Source organism: Myroides sp. LoEW2-1, from assembly GCF_009767705.1.
Classification (GTDB): domain Bacteria; phylum Bacteroidota; class Bacteroidia; order Flavobacteriales; family Flavobacteriaceae; genus Flavobacterium; species Flavobacterium album_A.
Genome location: NZ_WSPP01000133.1, coordinates 1 through 253 on the forward strand (window position 1 = coordinate 1; position 253 = coordinate 253).

The 253-nt window shown below is 37.2% G+C and carries 1 protein-coding gene; it reads left to right on the forward strand.

Annotated features, from left to right (window positions below; all coding sequences use genetic code 11):
- Nucleotide 1: 1 nt before the first annotated feature.
- Nucleotides 2-253, forward strand: a 252-nt coding sequence (gene tnpB, locus GOQ24_RS08705; protein ID WP_160340063.1) for an IS66 family insertion sequence element accessory protein TnpB, incomplete at its 3' end; no start/stop codon positions are given.

Sequence of the window (253 nt, forward strand, 5' to 3'; positions counted from 1 at the left end):
AATGTTTAGTCTGAGTAGTAGCCATCAATTCTACTTGTATAAATCAGCTTGTGATATGCGCAAGAGTTTCGATAGTCTATGTGGTCTTGTTCAAAACGAGCTAAATCAAGTAGCTCACAATGGTAGTGTCTATGTCTTTATCAATCGTCGCTGTAATCAGATGAAACTCTTACACTGGGAAACAGGTGGTTTTGTGTTATATCACAAGCGATTAGAACAAGGTACTTTTGCTTTTCCTATTCATAATCGGACT